We start from the raw sequence: 25,754 nt of genomic DNA, 5'->3' as shown, positions 1-25,754 counted from the left end.
GATAACTATAAATATATGATGAGCGAGCCATTATTCCCTCAGCTGTACATTAAAAAACGTCATGTCGAGCTGCTTCTGGCCCTATATGAAACCCAGCATATGGGACGCGCGGCCGATCGCCTGAATATGAGCCAACCGGCTGCCTCGAAGGCACTGGCCCAGCTTGAAGAGCACGTCGGTGCGCCGCTATTCCTGCGCACGCCTTACGGTACCAAACCCACGCCGCTGGGCATGCTTTTGATTTCCCATGCGCAAAATCTAAATGGCGCGGCACAAAGAGTAGGCGACGAAGTCCGATCCTTGCTGACGCGCGACAGGCGTATCCTGCGCATAGGCGTGCTGCCTTCCTCGTCGGTTCACACATTGCCCAAATTGATTTCCAGCCTGATCGAGCACGACGCCGGGCTCGAGCTCACTATTTTCGAAGGCGTCTTGAACGTCCTGGTTGAAAAGCTGGAGCGGGAAGAGCTCGATCTCGTTCTGGGGCGTGTGTCCGATGCGCTCCATCGCAACTGGATTCATGAGGTGTTTTTGTATGACGAACCGGTAGCTATCGTATGCGGACCGCGACACGAACTGATACAGCGCAAGCCGAAACACTTGCGTGAACTGATCCCGTACCGCTGGATCATCCCCATTAGCGGTACCGTTCAAAGAGACTGCGTGGAAGCGATGCTCGATCGGGCCCGGCTTAGGCTTGCCGATTCCATTGAGTCGAACTCCTTATTAACCAATATCTCGCTTATCAATCAATATAACTGGATCAGCGTGCTGCCCCAAAGCCTGGCTGGCTACTATGAAACCAAAAACCTCGTCAAAACTCTAGCCATAAAATCGGGCGTCAACTTTGGCGCCATCAGCTTGCTGTATCGGAAGCAGGTCGTTGTGTCTAGCCAAATACAACTGGCGGTACAAATCATGCAAGATTTATTTCCGGCTGCTCGTCAGTAGGACAAGGTCAAAGTGAAGAAGCTGCTCTTGCTCGCCATGAGCCCTCATACAGGGGCTGAACGCCGCACATGGCGCAGACATTGTGCGGCGCTTATGGTTTTTACTGTTCGGCAGCGCCGGATTCCCGCACGATGCGTCCCCATTTCTCGCTTTCCTTGCGTATGAAAGCGGCGAATTCCTGGGGTGTTTGCGTCATGGGATCGGAGCCGATGGCCTGTAGCTTTTTATCCATGCCGGGGTGTTTGACCACCTGCTGTATCGCTGTCGAGAGTTTTTCAACCACCTCTTTGGGCAGGCCGGCGGGTCCCAGTATGGCATACCAGATGGTGATGTCGTAGCCAGGGACACCTGCCTGGGCAATGGTCGGAACGCCGGGAAACAGCGGCGATGTGGTGGTGCCCGAGACACCCAGCGGGCGGACTTTGCCGGCTTTGGCGAGTTCCACATAGCTGGGAATGTTGTCGATCATCATATTGATGCGGCCGCCTACGAGGTCGGTGATGGCCGGTGCCGTACCCTTGTATGGAATGTGCAGCAGCTTGATGCCGGTAAGCGATTCCAGCATGACGGCGGCCAGGTGGCTGGAACTGCCTATGCCCGAAGAGCCGAACGTGAGCTTGCCCGGTTCGGACTTGGCCAGTGCGATCAGCTCTTTGACGGTGTGCACCGGTACCTTGGGGTTGACCACCAGCACGTTGGCGGAGGAGGCAACCGGGCTGATGGGGGTGAAGTCCTTGACAGGATCGTAGCGCAGGTTTTTGTACAGATAGGGGTTGATGACCAGCACCCCCGTTGTGGAGAAAAACAGGGTATAGCCGTCGGGCGCTGCCCCAACCACGGATTGCGCGCCAATCGTACCCGCCGCGCCGGCACGATTTTCAACGATTACGGTCTGCCCCAGAAGAGGCCCAAGTTCGGCGGCGATGAGGCGGGCGGTGGCGTCGGTACCGCCGCCGGCGGGGAAAGGCACGATCAAGTGTATCGGCTTATCCGGATACGCCGCTTGCGCGGCAACGGCGGCGGTACATAGCGCGAGGCCTGCGAGAATGCTTGTAACATTTTTGAGGATGGACATGTAGGCTCCGGGAATAGATGGGCTGATTTCCCTTTGCGGAATATAAGCCCTGGGTCAATGGAAAATTACACTTGAAAACGATGCGGCCGCATTCAAGCCTTGTCCGGCTTGTTGTTCGCGCGGCCGTGAAATTGACGCGCATGGTGCACCATGTCGGCCGGAGGCCGCGCATGCAGATAGCCGCGGCGGGTCACGCTGATGCCCATATCCTTGAAGTCCGCCATTACTTCGGCCATCTTGATCGTTGCGCTCAGGCCATCGATTATCGGCACCTCGTCGATGCGGGTGATATGGGCACGCGCCATTGCTTCACTCAGATAGAGCTGGCCTGGAATAATGGCCTCGGCGCCTTGTGCAATCGCTACTCGCGCGGCTTTTTCGAATTTGGCCACCAGTTGCTCGGATTCCGAAAGCCCGCGGCTGATATCCTCGAAGCTGGCGTCGATGAGCAGCGTAGGCAGTGCGCGTGTGGCCAGGCCCAGTCGCTGGACGCGCAAGTCCATCATTTGATCGAAGCCTTCCTGGAACACCAGTATGGCGAATCGAGTGGACATGCAGCAGGCGAAGTGCATGGCGGATTCGCCATAGCCCACCACGGGAATATCGAGCAGAGACCGAGCTTCTTCGAGAGCGGGATCCTGCACCGAGCCGACCACGAACACGTCATAACCTTGCGCTTCGGCACGCAGCGCGTTTTCCAGGATGAGCTGCGTGCTGAAGGCCGCCATATATGGATACTTCACCACATCCGCGGGCGTGTATTTGCCATAGACGTTCTCCGGCATGCCGATGAAGTCGACCGTCACGCCGGGCCGGGCAATTTTTTTGACCCGCTCGTGCATGCCTGCGAAGTAGGCCGGAGTGCGACCGGTTTCGACGAGGCTCTGGAAAAGTATGCGCATTATTCATTCCTCCGGTCGGCGTGCCTGGCATGCCGCCAATAATCAAGAAGCGGTGAAGGCCGCGACGATGTCGCGCCAAGGCTGGCGCATGCGGGCGGCGGGCAGCGTCATCAGAGCATCGGCAGCCGGACGCAGGCGTGGATACATCGATTGGGTCAGTGCGCCGATCTTGTCCAGCCGCTGCTCGTCCGCGTAAGGCCGGTCAGGGCCGCCGGTGGCCGATAGACACTCCGCTACGAGCTGCGTGCCGTCGGCGAACCCCATTTGTATGCGCGCCGGCCTATCGTTTGGCGGCGCTGGAATCGGCGTGGGCCAGGGCGCCATGGATACGCGCTGACGCAGTCGATTCACTTTTTCATCGGCCAGCATGGCGCTGGAGAAGGCGTCGGCGCCACCGTTGCCGCGCACCACCGCTGCCGCCAGCGCGTGCGACATCGAGAACTTTGCGGCCAAGGTGTTGTGAGGCTGCGGGTTCTGCAGAGGCAGCGCCAATTCATGGGTTTCCACCTCGATGGCGGTGATATTGTCTACGCCTTTCTGTATGGCCTGGTCGCGGATCTCGAGTGTCGCCTCGACCGCGGCGTGCAGGTGCTGGCAGCAGGCGTACATCTTGGTGTAGCCGTCCAGGATGGCCCAGGATCGGCCCAGTTCCTGCGTCAGGAATTTCTCATGGGAAATACCGCCCAGCACCGTGCAATACACATCGTAAAAACTGCCTGGTGTGCCGGAGATTCCACCATCGGCCCATTCCACGGCGGCCATGCCGGATTGCGCGCCCACGCCGGCCCACACATTGCGTACCAATGCGCCGAGCGCCAGGTGATTGCGCGGCGCGGGAGTGATCAATGTAACGGCGGCGCTGGCGGCGTTCAACGCCTGTTGCGCCGACAGCTTGCGATTGAGGGCCACCGCCACCGCCGCACCCACGGCGGCGAATCGGCCATGCGATTGCATCACCGCGGGACGTTGCTCGAAGGCGCGCGCGACGCGGGTTACGACTTCGTAAGCAAGCACGATAGCGTGCAGCAGATCGTCGAATGACGTGCCGTCGGCTTCCGCGTCGGCCAGCAATGCAGGCAGCACATAGAGGCCCGCGTGGCAGGGCGATAGGCGATAGCCTTCATCCAGTTCCAGCCAATTAGTGGCGACAGCGTTGATGAGGGCCGCGTTGCGGCGATCGGTCTTTCGCCCCGGTACTGGAATGATCGTGGCTTCGGGCGTCCCCCCCGTCCCCCCGAGCTTGGGCAGCAGGCGTTGGAACTCCGGCTCGGCGGCGGCGCCGGTCATGGCGGCGAGGTCGTCGAACAGGACCAATACCGCGCGGCGCTTGACCTCTTCCGGGATATCGTGCGGCGTCGTCGAAAAGGCCCAGTCGAACAATTGGAGAATAGCTTGCTCGCAGACCTCTCTGGGGTCGGCAGGCGCGGAACTGAGGCGGCTGGACATAGGATTCTCCTAGTAAGCGTGAACAAGCAAGGACTGTGCGGCATGGTCGCCGGCTATCATGCCGAGTCCGTAGGCGCTGAGCAGGCCGTTTCCGGACATATAGCCCTGCGCGCAGTCTCCGGAGATGCCGGCCGCCGAGCCGCCGCCCGCGTACAGGTTCGGAATGCGGGACCCATCGGGCCGCTTGACGCGCGCGTGCACATCCACGACCAGGCCGCCTTGCGTATGCACCATCGCACCGGTGATGACGGCACCGTAGAATGGCGGTGCCTGAGGCACCGGCAGGCCTGCCCGATCCCAGGGATCCGGGCGTATCCCCGCGCATTCCTCGAAGCTTTGCTGCAATGCCTCCGGCGGCAGCTTGAACCTTTCGGCCAGTTGCGCGAGGGTGGGTGCGGATTTGATCGCGCCGGACGCCACGGTTTCCTTCCAGTGGTCCAGCCGGGCTACCACGTCGAACATGTTTTGATCGAAAATCGCAATGGCCTGCTGGTCCGCCTGCGCCAGCACCTCTTGGGCGAATTCCGAATAGCCCTGGTCTTCGCGCGCAAAGCGCCGGCCTTGCCGATTGACGATCACCGCACCGAGCTGCGGGATTTCCGGCGACAGACGGGTGCCGTAGCCCGCACATACCAGTCCATGCCCCTGATAGGCGGACATATGAGCGACCGCCGCTCCCAGCTCGAGTCCCCAGCGAATGGCGTCGCCGGTATTGCCCTGCACGCCAATGCAATCGATTCCGGCCATTTCGGGAATGTAGCGCGCAATCATGTCCTGGTTCGATCCGAAGCCGTCGCAGGCCAGGATGACGCGCTTGGCTCCAATGCATTGTTCACCGTCAGGACCGGCACGCACACCGTTCACCGCTCCTTGCGCATCGATTATCAGACCCATGCCGGGCGTGCGATCGGCATGGGTGATGTTGTTCATTCGCGCCAGTGCGCCTTGCAAAGCCCGTATCAGTGGCGCACCGGTCCGGCCCGGCCCGTTGTGCAGGCGCAGGGCGGAAAAGCCGGAGCGTCCAGCATCTTGATTGAGTTCGATCGGTACGCCCAGATCTTCCTCGAAAATGCGAATGATTTCGGTTGAAAGGGCGCATAGCGCATGCACGATCCGGGCATCGGCGCGGCCTTTGTTCTTGCGCAGGATATCGGCCGCCATCCGCTCCGGCGAATCTTCGATGCCGGCCGCGCGCTGATGATGCGTACCGGCCGCGGGCAAGGAGCCGCTGGCAATTTCGGCGTTGCATCCGAGCCTGGAGTCTTTGTCCAGCAATATGACGTCCAGCCCTTGCAGGCCGGCGCGGTAAGCCGCCATCAGCCCGCATGCGCCGGCGCCGACGACGACTACATCCGCTTCATAGTCGAACTCTGTATGTTCCATGGTTCCTCAGGCGAGTGAGTCAGGACATGTGGCAATGGGCGATGGCACCCGTCTTATCGTTCGATCTTGATATTGGCCTTCTTGATGATATTGCCAAAACGGTCGTACTCCGCCTTTACGAAATCGGCGAATGCCTGCTGGCTCATGCCGTTGGCCGGATCCATGCCTAGCTGGGTATAACGCTTGCTCAGGTCGCCGGCCAAGGCCTGGTTGACCGCGTCATGCAAGCGCTTGACCACGGCATCGGGGGTGCCCTTGGGTGCAAAAATGGCGTACCACGTACTGGATTGATAACCTGGCACACCCGCTTCCTGCGCGGTCGGCACTTCGGGCAGAATGGGCGAACGCTTCTGGCCTGTTGTCGCCAGCGCCTTGACGCGGGCGGACTGGATCAGCGGCACGGCAAAAGCAATGTCCGCGAAAGCGAAGTTGACCTCGCCGGACAGCACGGCCGTCATGGCCGGCCCCATGCCTTTGTAGGCCACCGGCAGAAACTTTGCGCCGGTGGCCGCGGAGAGCATTTCGCCCGCCAGATGAGGTGCTCCACCGACGCCGGAAGTACCGTATGTAATGTGTCCGGGGTTCTGTTTGGCCAGGGCCACGAGCTCCTTCAGCGTGGACACCTTGACCGTGTCATTGACGATGATCGCCGAGGGCGTCTTGACCACCAGCGCGACGGGGATGAACGCTTTCAGTGGATCGACCCGCAGCTTGTACAGGTGCGGGGCCGCCGTCATCGGGCCGGCCGAGGCGAACAATAAGGTATAGCCGTCCGGTTTGGATTGCGCCACGAATTGGTTGGCGATGACGCCGTTGGCACCGGGTTTGCTATCGATCACGATGGACTGGCCCAGAATCCTGCCCAACTCCGGCGCCAAGGGCCGTGCCACGGCATCGCTGCCTCCTCCGGGTGCGAATTGCTGAATGAGCGTGATGGGGTGGGTCGGATACTGCTCGGCACCGGCTGTGCCCGTGGCCAGCGGGGCTATTGCGAGTGTGGCGGCGGATAAGAACCTGCGTGTGATTTTCATTGCTCCTCCAGTTGTTCAGTTATGCGGGTGAAACGGTTATGTTCAGGGCATGCGTGCGTGCAAGTACCGAGGCGCGTCTGGCCCGGCCCCTTAGCGGGCCGGGCTCACACCCTGCAGACGATCCAGCAACTCTTCGGTGGTGCCGACATCGGCGTATTTTTCCGACATGTCGAATAGATTGACCGCATGGGAAACGGCGCTGCGGTCATAGACGCAATCTTGCGGAACGAAGACTTTGAAATTCAGCGAAAACGCGTCTACTACGCTCCCTCGCACGCAGCCGCTCGTCGTGCATCCCGTTACGATCAGGGTATCGGCCTGCAAATCGATCAAATGACTCGCCAGGGCGGTACCGAAAAACGCGCTCGGATGTTTCTTGGGCAGCAGTACGTCGGTCTGGGCCGGTGCGATCTCGGCAACGAAGTCATAGCCGTGCGAGGCGATATTCATGATCGCGGGCACTTTCTCCGCCAAACGGCCGCCTTCACCTGCGACTTTCGGCGCGACATGCGGATAGAGCACTGGCCAACCCTTGGCGCGGAACATCTCGAGCAGTTTTTGAATATTGCCGACCGCTTGCCAGCCCACTTCGCCGCAACTGGTGGGGAATTCTTTGATGGCTTCCCAGAAGGGCATCGGACGGGTGCCGACGGTACGGTACTGCACATCGATGATCAGCAGCGCCGGTCGTTGGCCGATACCCCCCGGCCGGCCAAAACCCGCGGCCCGATATCCGGCCTGTTCGTCTGCGCTGATGATGTTGTCCCAAGGTTTCATGATTCCATCCCACTATCGAAATTGATTTATGCAGAAAATTTCCAATTCAGGACACTAGCGGCCGCGCCAGATACTGGCCATAGCCGGGTTCGCCCATAATCTTGCCGTCTTGCATCACAGTCTCGCCGCGCACGATGGTGCGCACCGGCCAGCCCTTGAGCGTCCAGCCGTCATACAAGCTGTAGTCCGAATACGAGCCGAGCTCCTCCGCTCGCACGGTACGGCTGCGCTCCAGGTCGACCAGGGTGATGTCCGCATCCGCGCCGGTCTGCAGCGTTCCCTTGCGCGGCATCATTCCAAAGATCTGCGCGGGTGCCCTGCTCAGCAGTTCGGCGACACGCTGCAGCGATAGGCGGCCCTTGTGGTAGCCCTCGCTGAGCAGCACCGGCAGGATCGTTGCTGTGCCCGGGAAGCCCTGCGAGGCCAGCCAGAAAGGCCGTTCCTTGGTGGAGCGCTTGCGCGGCACGTGGTCGGAAGCGACCACATCGATGCTGCCGTCGCGCAAGCCTTCCCACATTGCTTCGACGTCATCCTTGCTGCGAAACGGCGGGTTGGCTTTGCCCATGGAACCCAGGGTCGAGTCGTCGTCGTGCGTCAGGTAGTGCGGGCAGGTTTCGACATGGATATGTGGATAGCGCGAGCGCCAGCGGCGCACTTCGTCCAGCGCCATGCGCGTGCTCAAGTGCGGAATATAGAGATGTGCGCCCAGTTGTTCCGCGAAATACATGGCCCGCACACAGCTCTCCGCTTCGGTGAATGGCGGCTTTGCGTTGGCCCAGTCTTTCAGCGTCGGCTGCTCGATCGACTGTGCGCGCCGGCGCAGCCTGTTGACGATTTCGATGTTCTCGGTGTGGCAGACTATCTTCACGCCCGGCAATGTTCCTGCCATTTTCAGCAGATCGTAGAAATAGCCGTCATCGGTTCCATCCAGGCCGAGGTAGCGCCCTTCCTCACCCTTGAAGTTCATGAAGTATTTGAACGAGGTGACACCATAGCGATTGACATAGGCGGGCATGTCGCGGACATGCTCTTCGTTGGCCACGCTGAAGTGGAAACCGTAGTCGACATGGCAACGAGCCCGTGCGTATTCCTGCTCACGCTCGTAGACATCGGCATAGCTTTCGTTGTTTAGAAAGTAGCCCAGAATCGAGGTAAAGCCGCCCTGCGCGGCATACACGGTTTCGGTGGAGTACTCGGTGATCTTTTCACCGAAGCCGAAATGCACGTGAGCGTCGATGAGGCCGGGAAAAGCATGCAAGCCATCCGCTCGAAGGACGGGAATCGACGCATCGACCGGCGTGTCGGGAGTCAGTCGCCCCGCGATTTTTCCGTCCTGGATCAGGAGGTCGAGCGCGCAGGGCATATGGTCGGGTTCGACCACTTGAGCGCCGCGCAGGACAAATTCAGCTGGCATGGAAAGCGTTCTCCATCATAAGTTACATAGGATGCAGGTGGCTGCATGTGGAATGGACCACCTGATTCAACTCTTCGAGCGTGCGCGGCAGCAGCCCCGTTTCATCGATGAGAAAGGCGGGCAGACTGGCGCGCAGCCAGGACGGGTCGATCCGTTCGCCAATCACCACCATCCTCGCGCGGGGGTCGCTGTCTGGCCAGCGTGCAATGGCCGCGGAGGGGTGGAAGTAGCGTCCGACCCCTTGCACGAACACATCGCGTATCGGGTCGGATAAATGCAGTAGGCCCTTGCAACGCAACAATCGGTCGCCGTATTCACAAATCAGCAGATGTGTCCACGCCGCCAGCCCCGCGGGATGAATGCGCTGCGGCCCGAGCCAAAGGCTTTCATTGTTGACCGCTCCATGCAGGTGCGCGGCATGGTTGTGACGATGGCTATCGTGGCTGGTGCCGGCCTCGTGCGTAGGCTCGCTCCTGGCCGGCACCGCGGGGTTGGCGCGCACGAAAATGTCAGTGAGCGCGTCGGCATCATTCGCCCGCACCCGCAGCGCTGTCGCATTCAGGCCGTCGAGCGCCGTATTCAATGCAAGCTCGGCCTGCTTGTCCACCAGATCGGTCTTGGTGATCGCAAGCACATCCGCGAGCGCGACCTGGCGCACGGTTTCGCGTTGCCGTCGAATCTGCCCGAGCGCCTGATGCGCGTCGACGGTTGAGATTACGCGACCCAGCACGAAGCTATCGGCCAGTGTCTGGTCGCCCAATAAGATGTTAAGGATCGGTGCCGGTTCGGCCAGCCCGGTTGTCTCGATCACCACCCGTGTGAGCGGATGCCCTGCCGCCCGTGCCTGCCGTTTCAGGTCGAGCAGGGTTTCGCGCAGGGACCCCGAGAGCGAACAGCACAAGCAGCCCGACTCGAGCAGAACCACGTTCTCGGATATTTGCGACAGGATCAGTTGATCGATACCGATGGCGCCGATTTCATTAATGACAACCGCCACTCCCCGCGTGGTTTCCGTATGCAGGAAGCGATTGAGCAGGCTTGTCTTGCCGCTGCCCAGAAAACCCGTGAGTACATCGCAGGTAATACGACAGGCGTCTGGCTGTGCCGAGTTCGCAGCGTTTTCCATTGAGGCGCATTCCCATCGATATGAGCCGGATTCGATCCGATGTTATGTCTTGATGTTACGTCCTAATCGTTACGTCTGACAATAATTTATTTCTTCTAGCGTAACATGTGACCCTATTGCGATGCAAGATCTATCGTCAATCCACAGGAGGGCTATCTCATATCCTGGACGCCCTGGACTGGTAGGCCGGACGGGGAGTGGCCCACCTGCCCGGCCATATCCGTGGATTCTTCGGTACACTTTTGGCATGGGCAGTGTTGTCCGGTCCTTGCCGTCGAGAGTCATAACCGCATATGAGTGAAAAAAAATTGAATTCGGTCGATGCCGTCAAGGTATCGGTCCGCATCCTGGATAGCCTGGCCCTCGCGCATCGTGCGATGGGTGTGACCGAGCTGGCCGAGCAATTGAGCGAAACCAAGCCTCGCATTCATAGGCATCTGGCAACGCTCAAGGAAGTGGGCTTGATTGAACAGGACAACGCCAACGAGCGCTATCGTCTGGGGTGGCGGCTGTTCCAGCTTGGCGAGGCGGCTGGCAATCAGTTTGATCTTCGGCGAAGAGCCGAGCCTTACCTGGTGCAATTGCGCGATGAATTGCGCGAGACGGTGGTGTTGACCGTTGCGACCAATGGCATGCCCATGGTTATCAGCACCATGGAAAATATCTACGCGCGCATTTGCGTGAGCGTCAAACCCGGCAACCGCCCGCCACCGCATCGGTCCGCCCTGGGGCGAGTGTCACTCGCATTTGCTTCGCCGCGGGAGCGCGATGCCATGCTGGACGAGGTGCTGGCCTCCGGTGTCAAGTTCGATGCAGCGGCGCTGACCGAGCTCTCGAAGCGACTGGATCGGATTCGCGCGGATTACTACGAAATATGCAGTGGCGAGATGATGACCGGCATCAGCACGCTGGCGGTACCGATATTTCGCGACGGCGCTTCGCTTGCCGGCTCGATTGCGATCGTGGGTTCGGTCGACGATATTCCAACGCCGCCCGACGAGCGGCAGATCAAGGCACTTCAGCGCGTCGCCCGTGAGCTGTCCGAGCAGTTGAATAGCATGATGTATTCGGAGCGCGCGGGTGCTCCGGTGCGTCGCTGATGCTCCGCGGCAACGCCTCCACTGTCTGAAAACGGTTCGGGGCCGAGGTTGCTCGTACGTTAGTCCAGCCATTGTGCTGTTGGTCAAGGTGTCTGGCTCCGGATATGATGAGGATGCTCAAACGGCTGAAGGAGATATTTTGATTACTGTCGATGAAAAGCGGCTTTGGGATTCGGTGATGGACATGGCACGCATAGGCCAGACCACCAACGGAGGCAGTTGCCGGCTGACGCTGACCGAGGATGACGTGGCAGGCCGTCGTCTTTTCATGCAATGGTGCGAAGAGGCGGGGTGCCAAGTCTATACCGACGAAGTCGGGAATATTTTCGCCCGTCGGCCTGGGACCGATTCCGGCGCGGCGCCGGTATTGTGCGGCAGTCATCTGGACACGCAGCCGCTGGGCGGGCGCTTCGACGGCGTTTATGGAGTGCTGGCTGGGCTTGAAGTCCTGCGCACGTTCAATGCGCGGGGCATCGCTACCTGGCGTCCGGTAGAGGTTGTCGCCTGGACCAATGAGGAAGGCTCGCGCTTCACGCCGGGAATATTGGGGTCGTCCGTTTACGCCGGGCGCGCGGATCTCGCGTTCGCGCGTGCCCGTCCCTGTCTGAAGACCGGGGTGACTCTTGGCGAAGAACTGGATCGTACCGGGTTCGCCAATACGCCGCGCTTTCGCGATAGGCCGGTGGCCTATTACGAAGCCCATATCGAGCAGGGGCCGGTGCTGGAACAGGCGGCTGTGCCGCTGGGCGTGGTGACTGGCGTGCAGGGCTTGCATGAATATGACGTGACCCTCACCGGCTTCGAGTCTCACGCCGGTACCACGCCTATGAAAATCCGCCGGGACGCGCTGGCCTGCGCCGCCGGGATCATCGCCGCTCTTGCGGAACTGGGGCGGCAATCGGGCGATGACACGCGCCTGACCGTAGGGCATATCGCCTGCCGACCGAACTCGCCCAGCACCATCCCTGGCAGCGTGGCATTCAGTATCGATCTGCGGCATCCGGACATTCGCCAACTGGACACGCTGGCCGAACAGGTCGCTGACATCTGCCGTGAACGCGCCAAGATGGAGAATATTGCACTCGATTTTGCGCCCGTGGCGACCTATGAGCCCATTCAGTTCAGTCCCGCTTGTGTGGATCGGGTGCGCCAGGCCAGCGCAGCACTAGGTTTTTCCAGTCTGGATATGTGCAGCGGCGCCGGGCACGATGCCGTCAATCTGTCGTACGTGGCGCCGTCGGCGATGATATTTGTGCCTTGCCGCAACGGCCTAAGCCATAATGAGGCTGAATATGCGGAATCACGCCACCTGGCGCAGGGAGCGTCGGTGCTGGCGAATGTGCTTCTTGTCGAGGCAGATTCGGCCTGACCGTTGACCGTTGACAGCATGCAAGTTGCATAAGCTATTGCCGTCTAAAGTCGCTTATCGAGAAATTCCTCGATAAGCGGATTATTATCGGCTCTTATCGATAACAGGCTGCCACCAGAAGAATGTCTTTGCAGGGCTCGAATGGAGCCAGGAAGCCGGAATTGATAAAAAGACATTAAATTCCATTCACATTGGTCTAAATCCTCATGGCACTGAAAATAATTCTTACCGGCGATGTGAACCTGATGAATATCACGGATCCGGATACGCCGTTCCGCCAGGTTAAAAAAACCTTTGACTCCGCCGATCTGGTGTTCAGCAATCTTGAGTGTTCGCTATACGAACCGCCCGCGAACCATTCGGTCGACAATGAAGGTTTTTACGTCGCCCCGCAAATCGGCAAGGACGCGTTGACGCGTGCCGGCATACGCGCGGTGGGACTGGCGAACAATGTGAACTACGGCGAGGCGGCGATCAACGAATCGATCGCGCGGCTGAACGAGGCGGGCATTGCGCATACGGGCGCGGGGGCCGATCTGGGTGCCGCCCGCGCGCCCGCGATTGTCGATGTAAATGGCGTTCGTGTCGGTTTCTTGCAGCGTACGTCCGTGTACTGGCCCACCCACCACGAAGCGCGCGTCAATGCGGCTGGCGTGGCGGTGATCCGTGGACAGACGGCCTACCAGGTGCCGGCGCACAAGAGCCGGCCGGATGTTCCGCCGCTGAATCGCCCGGGCATTCCGCCGTACATCATTACCTGGGCGGAGCCATCCTATCTGCAATCGCTCAAAGAGGATATTGCGGCGCTGAAGGCGAAGTCCGACTTCGTTGTGGTGTCCTGCCATTGGGGCTTGTGGAAAGAAGTGCTGGCGTACATGACCGAGATCGCGCATGGGGCAATCGATGCCGGCGCCGATATGGTGGTGGGCCATGGGCCTCATTATTCCCTGCCGGTCGAGGTCTATCGCGGCAAGCCCATATTCTACGGACTTGGCAGTTTTTCATTTCATACCGGGCACAATGGCCGCAAGCATGGCAATTGGGTCGGCATGATGCTGCGTTTGTGGATTGAAAGCGGGGCGATCGAGAAGGTGACGTTCCAGTTCGTGCGTCATAACGACAATAACGAAACGGTGTTGTGCCCGCTTGTCGACGAGCAGGACACACTGCGGGAGATCACGCAGGGCTCGAAAGTTTATGGGACGTGTTTTGAGCCCAGCGGCGATGAAATAATGCTTGATTTGAAAACCGTTTGAGGCAGGGGGCGGCGCCGTGGCGATTGGAAGTAGAATCTCGCTGCCTGTTTCAAAAAGGATCATGCGATGATAAGTGCCGGTCATGCCACGCGTTAATTATATTGAGCCGATCGTCATGCTGGCGACCGTCATGCAGTGGCTTGTTCTGGCAACCATTACCGGAGCCATCGTGGGAAGCGGCACGAGCCTTTTCTTGCATGGCTTGTTTTTCCTCACCGGCAAGACAGCATCCATCCCATTGTGGCTTCAGATGACATTACTGCCGCTAGGCGGATTTCTGAATGGATTGCTTCTGCATTATGGCTATAGGAAAAATACGAGCGGACTCAAGGACTCGGTCATTGCCGCGGTTCATAAGCAATCGGGCCAGATGCCCTTCAAAACACTGGCCATCAAGCCCATTGCGGCGATCATTACACTGGCGTGCGGCGGGTCCGCGGGAAAGGAAGGGCCCTGCTCACATATTGGCGGCTCGCTGGCTTCGGGCGTGGGCCGAGTGCTGGGACTAAACAGCGAACTGCAAAAGCGCATTGTGGCTTGCGGCGTCAGCGCCGGTTTTGCCAGCGTATTCGGCACGCCGATAGCAGGGGCCATTTATGGCGTTGAAGTGCTGGCTATCGGACGCATACGGCATGATTTCCTGTTTCCGGCCATTGTGGCTGGCGTTACTTCTTTTGAAGTCAGCAAGTTATGGGGAGTTCCCTACAAGTACTACAGCATCCAGTTGCTGCCCCATTTTTCCGAAACCTTATTTATCAAGACGATAGCCGTCGGAATCATTTGCGGCATTGTCGCATGGGTGTTTGTTGACCTGATCGGCCTGGTTCGCCTTCTTTTCAGCCGCCTGAGGACCCGATTCAATATGTGGCCGCCCATCATGCCACTGCTGGGTGGCATTGTGCTCTCCGCACTTATTTTCTTCATTTCGACAGACTATCTGGGCTTGAGCCTGCCTCTCATGGATAGAGCCCTGGACGGCGAGGCCATGCCTTACCTGGGCTTTTTCTGGAAAACGCTTTTGGTGGCGATTACCTTGGGCTCGGGCTTTTACGGTGGGATCGTTACCCCGCAGTTTGTCATCGGAGCCATTGCCGGGAACGCGTTTGCTCCCATGTTGGGAATCAGCCCATCATTGGGTGCGGCTGTAGGTTTGGTGGCCGTGGTAGCTGCGGCTTCAAATACCCCGGTCGCCGCCGTACTCATGGGAATTGAGCTATTTGGCGGGACAATAGGGACGGTGTACGTTGCAGGAGCGGGCATCGCGGCCTATCTTATTATCGGGCACCGCAGTGTTTATCCCGATCAACTCGTCGCCTATTCCAAAACGTCCTGGATGCGTGTCAGGCCGGACATGCCCTTGGGGCAGGAAAAAATCCATCTTTCTTACGGCTTGTTGAAGTGGTGGAGCCGGTTTCGATTCAAGCGCGCCCACGATTATTGGCGCTATTTATTGTCCAGGCTGAAACGTTAGGGCGATTCGCGCCGAGCGTCCCTGCTGCTCACTCCGGCTTTACCCCCGCGTCGTGTGCGACTTTGCCCCACAAGCGCACGCCGTCGGCGATCTTGTCGCGAAATTGATCGGGTGTACCCGGGGCCGGTGTGAAGCCGCTATTGCGAAGAATCTTGATGGCTTCCGGCGTTTCGAGCGCCTTCTGAACGGCTTGATTGATTTTCATGACCACGTCCTGCGGCATTCCCTTGGGCCCGATCAGTCCATGCCACAAGGTCACATCGTAATTCGGCAGGCCTGATTCGGCGAAAGTGGGCACGTCGGGCAAGGTCGCGTTGCGCTGTGGTGTGGTAACCGCCAGCGCCTTCAATTTACCTGCCTTGATCATCGGCAATGCTTCGGGAATACTGCTGAAAAACAACTGCGTTCGCCCCGACAGCGTGTCGGTCATGGCAGGGCCGCCGCCTTTGTAAGGTACGTGTGTCAATTCGATGCCGGCCATGCTCGCAAAATAGGCGCTGGCCAGGTGGATGATGCTGCCCACGCCGGACGAGGCATAGTTGATCTTGCCGGGTTCGGACTTGGCCAGGGCAATGAGCTCCTGCACATTCTTGACGGGCAGGGACGGCGTGGCCACCATGACGAGCGGGCCTTGCGAGATCTGCACGATGGGCGTGATGCCCTTGACCGGATCGTAGCTGAGCTTGTACAGCGCGGGGTTGACGGTGTAGCTGAGCGAGATCAGCGTCAGGGTATAGCCGTCGGCAGGCGCGCGGACGCCGTCATTGACGCCCAGCATCCCGCCGGCGCCAGGCTTGTTCTCGACCACGACGCTTCCGCCCAGAATGGTCGCCAATTGCCGCGCAATGAAACGTCCGATGAAATCGTTGCCGCCCCCGGGGGCGAATGGGACGATCAGGCGAATAGGATGATCGGGATAGGTCGCGGCGTGCGCCGGCACAGTGCCGACGACCCCCGCGCAAAACATGACGAGGGTACTCAGCGCCGATCTAAAACCATGCATGATTTGTCTCTGCGTATAGTTATTGCTTATTGGCGCCTTAAGGCGCCGTGACTTTTCAGGCTGGCGCGGGCAAGACGTATTTGATAGCTATTCAATGTACTGAAATCTTTAATCGAAAGCAAGATGACGTACGTGCGCCGTAGTGAACTGCTCTGGCCGTTCTAGACGCGATCCCAGTAAGCAGGGTCTCCAAATGCGTGCTTGAGATGTGCAGCAAACAATTTGGCCTTTGTTGCGTGGGAGCGGCCCGGCAGGCGTACCGCATGGATCGCCGCTTGTTCCTTCGGCAAGGGCGGCGATGCCTCCGGGAAAAGCGATACAAGGCGGCTGCAGGCAATCATGTCGTTCACCAGCCAACTGGCGAGATGCACTATGCCAAGACCTTCCACGGCCGCCTGTAGAAGGGCCTCTGTGTCATCGGTCCGGAACGTGCCGTGCACGTGCAGCGCCGCGCCATGCCGTTCGATGTAGCTTGGTGCGGTGCATGCCAGCCGCCTGAAGAAGGCGAACCGGGGCAGAACTACTGGTCGAATCTCAGAGCGGCCGGGACGCCGTAGTGCGCGCCGTCATAAGCCAGTGTCACATTGGCCTGCTTGGCCGCTTTGTTTTTCGTGGCGCATTGGCCTGCGGCCTCGGCATGGGTCGAGTCAACGGTCTTTTCGCTGATATGCAGCGTTGCATAACCGCCCTGACCGGCGGGGCCGATTGAGATCACGCGGGCGGTATCGGAGAATTGGCCGGCGCAATTGCCGTCCCACTCTCCATTGCCCTGTTGTGTTGTCAGATTGGCGAGCACTCTGCGCAGGCTGGATCCGTCGACAACATAAAGGCTGAGCGTGGTGGCCGCGAAGGGGTTTACTCGCGACGAGCCTTCGTAGCTCTTTCGCACACCGAAGGCGAGTGCGTGAGGTGCAAGCTGCCAGTGCGCCGTGTCCAGGGCAATGCCCCGCAGGCTGATTGCATCTGAGGTAATGGCGGACGGTTCGTAGCTGTGGGCGATGATTGCCCCTGTCTTGCTGTCCGCCACGAGTACCTGGACATCGTAGACCGTTTTGTCCTCTGTGGCGCCTTTCTGGGGCAGGGGCAAAACGGCAAGTGTTTGCGCCGGATTCTGGGGCCAGGCCTTGCAGGCGGCATTGTTGGCATCGATGGTGCGACCGGGGCTTAATGCTTGCGCCCACTCATTCAGGTGTGCCGTGCAATCCGCGTGCGCGAAAACAGGTGTGCATAGGACAAAGGCTGCAATAACTGCGCGTATGGACATGAGGTCGAGTGCGGAATGAATGGTATTGCAAAATGCTGCTGGAAGCATTCTACAGGATGCGGGATATCCCGGCGTTGCTTGCAAGATCAATCTTCGTCCCGGCCCGCACCCATAGCCACCCCCGCAGCCGATGTAGAATACGCTGCGTCGGCGCGCGTTGGGCTGGCACATCATCAATCTTGGGCCGAACACCTTCATGAAAAACACGCTCGACTCGCGAGAGTCTCCCAGCCCTGTCATTGGGCTGGCAGTCTTTGTATTGATTGCGCTGGTTGGCTTGTTCTACGTCAAATGGTTTCCGTATTACAACCGTGCCTTCGTTGCCGCGGACAGCCACTCGATCGGGACATCGATTCTGATGGGCAACGCCGCCAGCGCGCCCGAGCCGTCATTCAAGGCCGCGTTCGATTACGCTCTGGTCTACGGCAAGGCAATCTGGCAGGCGCTGGTGCTGGGACTGCTGCTTGGTTCGGCGGTTCAGGCGCTGCTGCCGCGTCATTGGGTTGCGAAAGCCTTGGGTGGAACCGGTTTTGGCAGCGTGGCCGCGGGCGGCATGATGGCGCTGCCCGGAATGATGTGCACGTGCTGCGCGGCGCCTGTCGTCGCGGGGTTGCGCGAACGGCATGCCTCGCCCGGAGGCGCGCTGGCATTCTGGCTTGGGAACTCGGTGCTCAATCCGGCCACGCTGGTCTTCATGGGTTTCGTTCTGGGCTGGCACTGGGCGGCCTTGCGCCTGGCTTTGGGCATCCCCATGGTGTTCGGCACCGGCTATCTGATTAACCGAATGATCAAGCCCGCCGAGGCCGACATCGAACGAGAACGCGCGGCACGCTTGTTTACAGAAGATGTGCCGCAAGAGGCGTTCTCTTACTGGCGAGGCGCCTTTGCACGTTGGGGCCGGATTCTGGCTCGCATGGCCCTGCGCCTTGTGCCTGAATACATCGTTCTTGTCTTGTTGCTCGGCGCGGCCCGCGCATGGCTGTTCCCGCATATTGGCGCGGATATCGGCAATCACCTGTTCTGGATCGGCGCACTGGCGGTAGCGGGCGCGTTGTTCGTGATCCCAACGGCCGGGGAAATACCGATCATCCAGGCGATGCTGTCGCTGGGTATGGCGGCCGGCCCCGCCGGAGCCTTGTTGATGACCCTGCCGCCGATCAGCCTGCCTTCTCTGGTCATGGTTGCCAAATCGTTCCGCCCCAGGGAACTGGCGACGGTGAGCGCCGCGGTAGTTATTTTCGGGATTGCCGGCGGCGGGCTAGCCGTCGCCCTGGGTTTCTAGTCGCGGGGCGGCGGACGCCGCTTACTCCCTTCAAGATAAAACCGGCCGCTGGTCCATTGGGCTTCGCGCTGCCTGGGCCTTGCGCACACTTTGTGTTGCAATGATCATTGCATAATATAAATTTATATGATAATTTCATTGCGTCATTGCTGTAAGCCTTTATCACTGGCCATGGCACGCAAGGTCTTGCTCTGAAACTGAGATGCCTCGACACACTCATGCTGCTGAATTCAGCATTCAATCGGGAGTAGAAAAGATGAAAATCCGATTTCCAAGGTTTTGCAGCGGGCTATTTGCCGCGTGTTTCTTTTTTTCATCGCTCGCTTCGGCCCAGGATTGGCCTTCTCAGCCAATTCGTCTGGTTGTGCCTTTCGCTCCGGGCGGGGGCACGGATATCCTGGCTCGTTTAATGGCACCGAAGCTATCGGCCCTGCTTGGCCAACAAATCGTGGTCGAGAACAAGCCAGGTGGTTCCAGCATTATTGGCACCCAGCTTGTCGCTCAGTCGGCTCCCAATGGCTATACCATCTTAATGGTCGATTCCACGTTCATGATCAATCCAGGTCTGCGGCCGAACCTGCCCTATGATTCGGTCAAGAGTTTTGATCCTGTGGTCCATCTTGCCGCGGGCCCGGTGATCCTTGTTGCGAATCCATCGTTGCCAGCCAAGAATTTGCAAGAGCTCATAGCCATGGCAAAAGCGAAGCCCGGCAGTCTGTTTTATGGATCGGGTGGAAATGGCGCATCCACGCATCTCGCGGGAGAGCTCTTCAATCTGGCTGCCGGAGTCAAGATCTCGCATATTCCCTATAAGGGCACCGGGGAAGCTTTTGCCGCGGTGATAAGCAATCAGGTGCCATTGACGTTTACAGGCATAAGCTCGGCACGCCCCGCTATTGAAGGGGGCAGGCTCAGGGCACTTGCCGTCACGGGAGCGCACCGCAACGCGGCATTGCCCGACGTGCCTACATTTGCCGAGGCGGGTGTGCCGGGTGTGGACAGCAGCACACATTGGCAGATTCTGGCGCCCAAGGGTACGCCACGGAACGCGGTACTGCGCCTGAACAAGGATTTCAATATCGTCCTGGCCGATCCGGATATCAAGAAACGCGTTGCCGCTCTGGGGTACGAACCGATCGGCGGAACGCCGGAGGACCTTGCCGCTCTCGACAAGAAAGAGATTGCAAAGTGGACGGAAGTCATCAAGGCCGCCCATATCTCGATTCAGTGATGACATGCCGGCGGGCGGCTGTGGTTATTCCTGCCTCGCCAGGCAGCTTGGGTGCATCCGTTTTCGCTTCGATGCCTGCTTGCCATTATTCTCATTAGGTAAATTATGCAAACCTTTACCAAAGACGGCCTCAAGATAGCTTATCAAGTCGATGACTTCACTGATCCGTGGCGCAAACCGGACACGCTGCTCCTGGTGCACGCAGCCATGGGCAGCTCGCGGCGCTGGTTCCAGTGGGTTCCTCGCCTGGCTCGGAAATATCGAGTCGTACGGCTCGATCTTCGTGGCCATGGCGAGTCACAGATTCCCGATCCCGATAGTGAATTTTCCTTGTCGCAACTGGTGGGCGATGCCATCACGGTGCTCGATCTGGTGGGCGCCAAGCAAGCCCACATAGTGGGCAATTCGGCGGGCGGTTATGTGTCGCAGCAACTGGCCATTCATCATCCCGAGCGAGTCAAAACGCTGTCGCTGTTCGCGTCTACACCGGGGTTGAAACACAGCCACGCCCCGACGTGGGTGCCGAAAATAAAGCAGATAGGCCTCAAGCAATTCCTGTCCGATACGATCCAGGAGCGCTTCGACTCCAGTGCCGATCCCGCATTGGTGAAATGGTTTATCGAGCAGGCGGGTTCCAATGACCCCGCCTTCATCGCTCGTTTTGTAATGCACATGTGTACCCATGATTTCATGGAGGAGCTGTCTGTCGTCAAGGCGCCTACCTTGATCGTTGCCGCGGGCAAAGAGCAGATCGGACATGCCAGTGCATACGAAGACATGCGGCGCCGTATTGCGGGCTCCGAGGTAATCTACTACGACACTTCGGCACACAATATCTGCGATGGCTACGCATCGCGGTGCGTCGACGATTTAATGGAGTTTCTCGCGCGGCGCGGCTGAACTTTCCCGCACGATCAGGAATGAGAGCCCTGAGGCTTGACTGCAACCGTCCTCATTTGATGGAGCATTGCAATTGGAAAATATTGAAAATGAGCGCTCCCCCTCGTCTGCAGCAGGCCGGCTGGGCGGCAAAGTCGCTCTGGTTATTGGGGGAGGTACGGGTATTGGCGCAGCCGCCGCACGCATGTTTGCGCGTGCGGGTGCCTGTGTCGTGATCGGCGACATACGCGAGCAAGCCGCCGGGAAAGTCGCCGACGACATCATCGCCGGTGGTGGGCAAGCCATCGGCGTTCACACCAATGTGTTGCTCGAAGATAGCGTCAAAGCGGTTGTTGATGCCGCCGTGGCTCGTTTTGGAGGGTTGCATGCGCTTTTCAATTGCGCAGGCGGCTCGCTGCCCGAAGATGCTCCGGTAACCGAAGTGGACTTGTCGGTGTGGGACCAAACGATGTCGCTTGATGTGCGCGGCACGATACTAAGCTGCCGCCATGCCATTCCGACTATCATCGCCTCCGGCGGCGGCACGGTAGTGAATATGTCATCGGGCGCCGCCTTGCGGGGTTCGGGCAAGGCCCACATTTATGCCGCGGCGAAGGGTGCCCTTGTTTCCCTGACGCGAACCCTTGCCGGTACATACGCAAAGCATAATGTGCGTGTCAATGCCATTTGCTCGGGTCGCGTGAATACGGAGCGGATCCGGCGGACTTATGGCGTTCCAGGGCAACCCGGACAAAGTGCGGATGCAATGCAGGTTGACGAACAAATCAAGGTCTACCCGTTCTGGTTCGGCGAACCAGACGATATCGCCCATATTGCCTTATTCCTTTCATCCGACGAATCGCGCATGATTACGGGCGCCGCCATTCCCGCGGACGGCGGACGCTCCGCATATTGAAGAGCTGCCGGCGCATCAGGCGCCTTTTTTCTCGATGAAAACGTCGAAGTGATTCCAGAGTTTTTCGCCGCGCTTGAGCAGCGCTTCCGTTTCTTTTTTGCGGCGCCAGGCAACCGCCGACACCAGGGCGTTGCACAGGCTGAACGCGGCAGTGTAAGAATCAAAGGGAGAGGCGCTGGCGGTCTGGAAAAGGATGCGGTGATCCGACAAGCCGGCGATCGGGGCCAGGGGGCTGTCGGTGATGCACATCACGCTGGCGCCCAATTGCTTGAAGTGCTGCGCTGTTTGCGTAATGACTTTTGAGTAGCGCCGTATTGTAATGGCCAGCAATATGTCCTGGCCGGATGCCCACAGCAAATTGTCGGCCAGCAGGGTATCGTCGGCACCCAGCAGATGCACATTGGGAATGCACATATTCAAATGCGTGTGCAAATAGTGGGCCACAGCATAGCTGTTCTTTGAGCCCGCGATATATATTCGACCGGCAGTTGGCTTGGTAAGAGTATCGACGACCGCTTGAAAATCATGGATGTTGATGGCTTCACGAGTAGCGTTGAGGTTTTCCTTGTCGAAGGTAAAGGCATTGTCAAGAACGGAATCCAGCGAATGGGCGTTCTTGATGGTAAGGTTTGCGCGTTGTGAGGGCGATGCCAGCTTCGAGGAAATTTCCAGGCGTGCTTCTCGTTGGGCCTCGGCAAACGAGCTGTAACCCAGCTTTGAGAAAAAGCGGACGACCGTGGAAGGACTGACGTCAACACTTTTTGCAATAGATGTTGCAGAGTCGAGAATTCCCTGCGGATAGCAGGAAATTATGTAATTGACCAGCGTGGTTTCATTCTGAGTCAGCTTTCTGGGATTTTTAGCTATTCTGTCGAAAAATTTCATTGGCTTGGCCGAGTTCTTTACGCGTCATTTTACGCTGTGCAGGCATTGTCGGCTTGCCTGTCGACTCTGTGCCATGCGGGGGTTTGCCAATTTATGCAATGCTTATTGCATATTTTCAAAAAAAATGGTTTTATGTCGTCATAATGGGTTGATAAAAGCCGGCTGACGGACATCGATAGGCGAATTCCGCTTTCGATCGGCCTTGCCAGGATGCGCGCTTGCGGCCCTCGTTTTCATTGCCTTGCTGCGTTTGAACGATGCCAATGCGGGGGCACTGAATGGAATAGGCATGGGACAAGAGATAGTTCGTGAGGCAATACTGGAATGGTTGCGGGCGCGTGAACAGCAAATGTTCGACCTGCTTGAAGAGGTGGTCGCCATTGAAAGCGGCAGCTACGGCAAAGGCGGAGTCGACAAGGTAGGTGCTGTGTTCCGGGCCTGGTTCGAGGCGGCCGGCATTGCGACCAGAGTATTTCCGCTGCCGGACCACGGGGACTGCCTGCTGGCCGAGGTGCCAGGCAGCGCGGGCGCCGATGCGCCTCACGTACTGCTGTTGGGCCATATGGATACAGTTTTCCCGGACGGTACTTTGGCCCAAAGGCCGTATCGTGTCGAGAATGGCCTTGCCTATGGCCCGGGAGTTGCCGACATGAAGGCCGGCTTGGTCATGAACGCTTTCGTGGCGCGTGCGTTTGCCGAGGTCGGAGGCAACAGGGCGCCCATTCGTGTTTTTTTTACCGGCGATGAAGAGATCGCCTCACCCGCATCGCGCGATCTGACCTTGACGATGGCCAAAGGCGCCTCGACGGTCCTGAATGCCGAGCCGGGGCGGCCCAGCGGGAATGTCGTGGTCGAACGCAAGGGCGCATTCTTTATCGATTTTGAAGTGGACGGTGTGGCGGCTCATTCAGGCGTGGCTCATGACAAGGGCGCTAGCGCGATCGAGGCCATGGCCCGGAAAATCGTTGGCCTTCATGCCCTGACCGATAAAAGCATGGGCGTGACCGCCAATGTAGGGACCATACAGGGCGGCGTTTCCGTGAATACCGTCGCGCCTCACGCAAAAGGCCAACTGGATGTGCGTTTTCCAAAGGGTGTGGATGAAAATCGGCTGCGCAAGCGGATCTTGAACATTATCGAAGGCCAGTCGCTGGCTTGTACCTGCGGCCGTGTGACACACGAGGGCCGGTTCCTGCCTTTGTTCCAGACTGATGCCAGCCGGGAGCTCATGGCGGATTACGCGCAAGCGGCGCAAGAGCTGGGTTTGTCTGTAGCGGGTGAGTCCACGGGCGGCTCGGCGGATAGCGGTTTTACGGCGGCGGCCGGCGCGCCCACGCTATGCGCCACAGGCCCCGTTGGCGGCCATGCTCATACACCTCAGGAGTATTGCCAGCTGGACACTTTGGTTCCCAGAGCCCAGACGGCTGCATTGACCATATTGGCGAGAGATCCGCTTTAAGCCGGGATCGAGCGCGAAACCCATTCAATGTTAGAGCGCACAACACGCGATTCTTGTCACGGAGACACTGTATGAAAGATCTAATGGCTTGCCTGACGTTCGACTTCGACGCAATGTCGGGCCTGGTGGCGCGGGGGATGATGACACCCACCCCGGTGTCTCGCGGAGAGTTCGGTGCCGTGGCGGTTCCCCGCATACTTGATTTGCTTAAGCGTTACGGCATCAAGTCGTCGTTTTTTGTGCCGGGTGTCGTCATTGGTACGTATCCGCAGTTGTGCGAGCGCATCGTGGCCGAGGGGCACGAACTGGGCAATCATGGCTGGACGCATGTGCCGCCGGCCAGTCTTTCACCCGAACTTGAGGAAGAAGGCCTGGTTCGGGGCAATGAGGCGATTTTCAAGCTGACAGGCAGGAATCCGGCAGGCTATCGCTCGCCCTCGTGGGATCTGAGCGACCATACGGTGGGCTTTCTTTTGCGCCATGGCTTCCTGTACGAGAGCAGCATGATGGCGAATGACCATGAGCCTTATCGGGTTCGCCAGGGCGATGTAGTGCACACCGACAAGCCCATGGAGTTCGGCAAAGAGACTTCATTGGTAGAGATGCCCATCAGCTGGTCGCTCGACGATTTCCCGCATTTCGAGTTTTTGCGTACGTCCGCCAGCCTGATGCCCGGCCTGATGAATGCCAGCGGTGTGCTGGAAAACTGGCTGAACGATTTTGAATATATGCGGCGCACCTGCGATTGGGGTGTGCTGACCTACACCTGCCATCCCTATGTCATAGGGCGTGGCCACCGGATGCTTATGCTCGAGCGTCTGATCGAAGGCCTGCTCGGGAAAGGAGCCCGTTTTGCAACCATGGAGACGGCGGTACGCGCCTACCTCGAACGCGCTTGAGGCAACTGAAATTGGGGTGCGGGAACAACTATTTTGCTTTTAACCGAATGGAGAGGAAATGACTCGTTTAGCCCCCGTTGATGAGAAGGAAAACCCCGAGTTCATGGCCGTTCTGGCCGAGCTCACGCAAAGCCGTGGCAAGGCATCCAATGCCTTGCGTTCCATGGGACATGCGCCTGAAGGCCTGCGTCGTCTTGCTGCTGTAGGGGATTATGCTCGCTATCACTCCTCGGTTTCCGCACGGATCCGGGAAATTGTCATCGTCATTACCGGGCGCGAGTCGTCCTACGCGATGGGGCACCATGGGCCGCTTGCCGTGCAGGCTGGCGTGACGCAAGATGAAGTTGATGCTTTGTGCCGGGGTACGGTTCCCGTCTCATTTCAGGGTGTGGATGCGGCGGTAGCGCGCTATGTGCTGGAGTTCACCTCAAAGAGCTCAGTCAGCGATGCTTGCTTCGAGGCCTTGAAAGAGTGGATGACGCCCCGCGAAATAACGGATGTTTCCATAACTTCAGCGTATTACGTTGCCTTTGCAATGATTGCCACAGCCATGGGAGTCACGCACGATTCCGAGGACTATGTCAAAGCGGAGCTGGACTGGCAGCGCAAGAAGGATCAGGGTTAGCAGGGTATTT

The 25,754-nt window shown here is 58.8% G+C and carries 24 protein-coding genes; 12 read left to right on the top strand and 12 right to left on the bottom strand.

What is annotated here, in order from left to right; genetic code table 11:
- The first annotated feature begins 15 nt into the window (after window positions 1-15).
- Entirely contained in the window at window positions 16-951 is a 936-nt protein-coding gene (locus LSG25_RS13600) for a LysR family transcriptional regulator (protein ID WP_232741461.1), read from the top strand.
- Window positions 952-1,051: 100 nt separating this feature from the next.
- Here the strand turns inward: LSG25_RS13600 and LSG25_RS13595 are convergent, their stop codons facing one another.
- From LSG25_RS13595 to LSG25_RS13560, 8 genes are all read right to left on the bottom strand, one after another.
- The gene (locus LSG25_RS13595; RefSeq protein WP_232741460.1) at window positions 1,052-2,026 is read right to left on the bottom strand and encodes a tripartite tricarboxylate transporter substrate binding protein; all 975 of its coding nucleotides are present in this window, start codon (window positions 2,024-2,026) and stop codon (window positions 1,052-1,054) included.
- 92 nt (window positions 2,027-2,118) lie between these two features.
- Window positions 2,119-2,928, bottom strand: a complete 810-nt coding sequence (locus tag LSG25_RS13590) for an aspartate/glutamate racemase family protein (protein ID WP_232741459.1) — start codon at window positions 2,926-2,928, stop codon at window positions 2,119-2,121.
- 42 nt (window positions 2,929-2,970) lie between these two features.
- On the bottom strand, window positions 2,971-4,374 hold the full coding sequence (locus LSG25_RS13585; RefSeq protein WP_232741458.1) for an MmgE/PrpD family protein: 1,404 nt from the start codon (window positions 4,372-4,374) through the stop codon (window positions 2,971-2,973).
- Between the two features lie 9 nt (window positions 4,375-4,383).
- Window positions 4,384-5,757, bottom strand: coding sequence for an FAD-dependent oxidoreductase (locus LSG25_RS13580; protein WP_232741457.1), 1,374 nt, complete (start codon window positions 5,755-5,757; stop codon window positions 4,384-4,386).
- A 53-nt stretch (window positions 5,758-5,810) separates the two neighbouring features.
- A complete protein-coding gene (locus LSG25_RS13575) occupies window positions 5,811-6,788 on the bottom strand; it encodes a tripartite tricarboxylate transporter substrate binding protein (protein ID WP_232741456.1) in 978 nt (325 codons plus the stop codon).
- 90 nt (window positions 6,789-6,878) lie between these two features.
- Window positions 6,879-7,565: an isochorismatase family protein gene (locus LSG25_RS13570; RefSeq protein WP_232741455.1), complete on the bottom strand. Its 687-nt coding sequence runs from the start codon at window positions 7,563-7,565 to the stop codon at window positions 6,879-6,881.
- Between the two features lie 46 nt (window positions 7,566-7,611).
- Window positions 7,612-8,979, bottom strand: coding sequence for a dihydroorotase family protein (locus LSG25_RS13565; protein WP_232741454.1), 1,368 nt, complete (start codon window positions 8,977-8,979; stop codon window positions 7,612-7,614).
- Between the two features lie 22 nt (window positions 8,980-9,001).
- Window positions 9,002-10,105 (bottom strand): GTP-binding protein, encoded by a 1,104-nt coding sequence (locus LSG25_RS13560; protein WP_232741453.1) that lies wholly within the window; start codon window positions 10,103-10,105, stop codon window positions 9,002-9,004.
- A gap of 293 nt (window positions 10,106-10,398) precedes the next feature.
- Here LSG25_RS13560 and LSG25_RS13555 point away from each other — a divergent pair, with 293 nt between their 5' ends.
- The 4 genes from LSG25_RS13555 to LSG25_RS13540 all read left to right on the top strand — a co-directional run bounded on the left by LSG25_RS13555 (window position 10,399) and on the right by LSG25_RS13540 (window position 15,301).
- Entirely contained in the window at window positions 10,399-11,205 is an 807-nt protein-coding gene (locus tag LSG25_RS13555) for an IclR family transcriptional regulator (RefSeq protein ID WP_232741452.1), read from the top strand.
- 139 nt (window positions 11,206-11,344) lie between these two features.
- A complete protein-coding gene (locus LSG25_RS13550; RefSeq protein WP_232741451.1) occupies window positions 11,345-12,574 on the top strand; it encodes a Zn-dependent hydrolase in 1,230 nt (409 codons plus the stop codon).
- A gap of 206 nt (window positions 12,575-12,780) precedes the next feature.
- Window positions 12,781-13,830, top strand: a complete 1,050-nt coding sequence (locus LSG25_RS13545) for a CapA family protein (RefSeq protein WP_232741450.1) — start codon at window positions 12,781-12,783, stop codon at window positions 13,828-13,830.
- 82 nt (window positions 13,831-13,912) lie between these two features.
- Window positions 13,913-15,301, top strand: a complete 1,389-nt coding sequence (locus tag LSG25_RS13540; protein WP_232741449.1) for a chloride channel protein — start codon at window positions 13,913-13,915, stop codon at window positions 15,299-15,301.
- A gap of 28 nt (window positions 15,302-15,329) precedes the next feature.
- Here LSG25_RS13540 and LSG25_RS13535 read toward each other — a convergent pair whose 3' ends face one another.
- The 3 genes from LSG25_RS13535 to LSG25_RS13525 all read right to left on the bottom strand — a co-directional run bounded on the left by LSG25_RS13535 (window position 15,330) and on the right by LSG25_RS13525 (window position 17,616).
- Window positions 15,330-16,304 (bottom strand): tripartite tricarboxylate transporter substrate binding protein, encoded by a 975-nt coding sequence (locus LSG25_RS13535; protein ID WP_232741448.1) that lies wholly within the window; start codon window positions 16,302-16,304, stop codon window positions 15,330-15,332.
- Window positions 16,305-16,465: 161 nt separating this feature from the next.
- Complete coding sequence (locus tag LSG25_RS13530; protein ID WP_255696750.1) at window positions 16,466-16,750, bottom strand: LysR substrate-binding domain-containing protein; 285 nt, start codon at window positions 16,748-16,750, stop codon at window positions 16,466-16,468.
- A 74-nt stretch (window positions 16,751-16,824) separates the two neighbouring features.
- Window positions 16,825-17,616, bottom strand: a complete 792-nt coding sequence (locus LSG25_RS13525) for a hypothetical protein (RefSeq protein ID WP_232741446.1) — start codon at window positions 17,614-17,616, stop codon at window positions 16,825-16,827.
- 148 nt (window positions 17,617-17,764) lie between these two features.
- Here LSG25_RS13525 and LSG25_RS13520 point away from each other — a divergent pair, with 148 nt between their 5' ends.
- The 4 genes from LSG25_RS13520 (at window position 17,765) to LSG25_RS13505 (ending at window position 21,876) form a co-directional block, all read left to right on the top strand.
- Window positions 17,765-18,850 carry a permease gene (locus tag LSG25_RS13520; RefSeq protein ID WP_232741445.1) on the top strand — a complete coding sequence of 362 codons (1,086 nt, stop codon included), beginning with the start codon at window positions 17,765-17,767 and terminating at the stop codon, window positions 18,848-18,850.
- Window positions 18,851-19,259: 409 nt separating this feature from the next.
- Window positions 19,260-20,081, top strand: coding sequence for a tripartite tricarboxylate transporter substrate binding protein (locus LSG25_RS13515; RefSeq protein WP_232741444.1), 822 nt, complete (start codon window positions 19,260-19,262; stop codon window positions 20,079-20,081).
- 105 nt (window positions 20,082-20,186) lie between these two features.
- The gene (locus tag LSG25_RS13510) at window positions 20,187-20,981 is read left to right on the top strand and encodes an alpha/beta fold hydrolase (RefSeq protein ID WP_232741443.1); all 795 of its coding nucleotides are present in this window, start codon (window positions 20,187-20,189) and stop codon (window positions 20,979-20,981) included.
- Between the two features lie 73 nt (window positions 20,982-21,054).
- On the top strand, window positions 21,055-21,876 hold the full coding sequence (locus tag LSG25_RS13505; RefSeq protein WP_232741442.1) for an SDR family NAD(P)-dependent oxidoreductase: 822 nt from the start codon (window positions 21,055-21,057) through the stop codon (window positions 21,874-21,876).
- Between the two features lie 15 nt (window positions 21,877-21,891).
- On the opposite strand, the gene LSG25_RS13500 is transcribed toward LSG25_RS13505, so the two are convergent.
- Complete coding sequence (locus tag LSG25_RS13500) at window positions 21,892-22,761, bottom strand: MurR/RpiR family transcriptional regulator (RefSeq protein WP_232741441.1); 870 nt, start codon at window positions 22,759-22,761, stop codon at window positions 21,892-21,894.
- Window positions 22,762-23,050: 289 nt separating this feature from the next.
- On the opposite strand from LSG25_RS13500, the gene LSG25_RS13495 reads away from it, so the two are divergent.
- From LSG25_RS13495 to LSG25_RS13485, 3 genes are all read left to right on the top strand, one after another.
- Window positions 23,051-24,220 carry a M20 family metallopeptidase gene (locus LSG25_RS13495; protein ID WP_232741440.1) on the top strand — a complete coding sequence of 390 codons (1,170 nt, stop codon included), beginning with the start codon at window positions 23,051-23,053 and terminating at the stop codon, window positions 24,218-24,220.
- A gap of 71 nt (window positions 24,221-24,291) precedes the next feature.
- Window positions 24,292-25,119, top strand: coding sequence for a polysaccharide deacetylase (locus tag LSG25_RS13490; RefSeq protein WP_232741439.1), 828 nt, complete (start codon window positions 24,292-24,294; stop codon window positions 25,117-25,119).
- A gap of 58 nt (window positions 25,120-25,177) precedes the next feature.
- Window positions 25,178-25,744 (top strand): carboxymuconolactone decarboxylase family protein, encoded by a 567-nt coding sequence (locus tag LSG25_RS13485; protein WP_232741438.1) that lies wholly within the window; start codon window positions 25,178-25,180, stop codon window positions 25,742-25,744.
- Window positions 25,745-25,754: the final 10 nt, after the last annotated feature.

The sequence above is a fragment of the Paralcaligenes sp. KSB-10 genome (genome assembly GCF_021266465.1).
Taxonomy (GTDB): Bacteria; Pseudomonadota; Gammaproteobacteria; order Burkholderiales; family Burkholderiaceae_B.
Note: the sequence above shows the minus strand (reverse complement) of the source record. Positions and strands in the feature narration are given on the sequence as shown.